Here is a 1,463-nt window from a genome sequence, read left to right as displayed (position 1 = left end):
GCGACTTATACTTATACGATAACTCCATCAACGGGAGTAACACAAACTAGTGGATCTGTTACGGCTCCTGCTGGAAGTTACACCATAAAAGCTACGGCCAATGGTTGCGATTCTGCAAACACTGGATTTGTAATTAATGCTCAGCCATCAACGCCAGCTGTGCCGACACTAAGCGCTGTGACCCAGCCAACGTGTGCAACAGCAACAGGAAGTTTTACGATTGACAATTACGATGCAACTTACACTTATACGATAACTCCATCAACAGGCGTAACACAAACTAGTGGATCTGTTACAGCCCCTGCTGGAAGTTATACCATAAAAGCAACACTTGGATCTTGTAGTTCATCTGATTCAGTTGCAGCAGTTGTAAACGCTCAGCCATCGACACCTGTAACGCCAACACTAAGCGCTGTGACCCAGCCAACGTGTGCAACAGCAACAGGAAGTTTTACGATTGACAATTACGATGCGACTTACACTTATACGATAACCCCATCAACGGGAGTAACACAAACTAGTGGGTCTGTTACCGCTCCTGCTGGAAGTTATACCATAAAAGCAACAGCCAATGGTTGTGATTCTGCAAACACTGGATTTGTAATTAATGCTCAGCCTTCAACACCTGCTGTGCCGACACTAAGCGCGGTTACACAGCCGACTTGTGCAACAGCAACAGGAAGTTTTACGATTGACAATTACGATGCGACTTATACTTATACGATAACTCCATCAACGGGAGTAACACAAATTAGTGGTGCTGTTACAGCTCCTGCTGGAAGTTACACCATTAAAGCCACGGCTAATGGTTGTGATTCTGCAAACACTGGATTTGTAATTGATGCTCAGCCTCTAACCCCAGCTGTTCCAACACTAAGCGCTGTGAGCCAGCCAACATGTACAACAGCAACAGGAAGTTTTACGATTGACAATTACGATGCGACTTACACTTATACAATAACTCCATCAACAGGCGTAACACAAACTAGTGGATCTGTTAAGGCTCCTGCTGGAAGTTACACCATAAAAGCTACGGCCAATGGTTGTGATTCTGCAAACACTGGATTTATAATTAATGCTCAGCCTTCAACCCCAGCTGTTCCAACACTAAGCGCTGTGAGCCAGCCAACATGTACAACAGCAACAGGAAGTTTTACGATTGACAATTACGATGCGACTTACACTTATACAATAACTCCATCAACAGGCGTAACACAAACTAGTGGATCTGTTACAGCCCCTGCTGGAAGTTACACCATAAAAGCAACACTTGGATCTTGCAGTTCATCTGATTCAGTTGCAGCTGTTGTAAATGCTCAGCCTTCAACACCAGATGTTCCAACACTAAGCGCGGTTACACAGCCAACATGTGCAACAGCAACAGGAAGTTTTACGATTGACAATTACGATGCGACTTATACTTATACGATAACTCCATCAACGGGAGTAACACAAACTAGTGG

At 44.4% G+C, this 1,463-nt stretch carries 1 pseudogene; it reads left to right on the top strand.

Annotation, left to right across the window (positions count from 1 at the left end):
• A pseudogene (locus BUA98_RS22440) lies at positions 1-1,463 on the top strand (hypothetical protein); the annotation flags it as partial.

This window comes from Flavobacterium saccharophilum (genome assembly GCF_900142735.1).
In the GTDB taxonomy this organism is placed as follows: Bacteria; Bacteroidota; Bacteroidia; order Flavobacteriales; family Flavobacteriaceae; genus Flavobacterium; species Flavobacterium saccharophilum.
The sequence above is the reverse complement of the archived record's forward strand: the minus strand, read 5'-3'. Positions and strand labels throughout refer to the sequence as shown.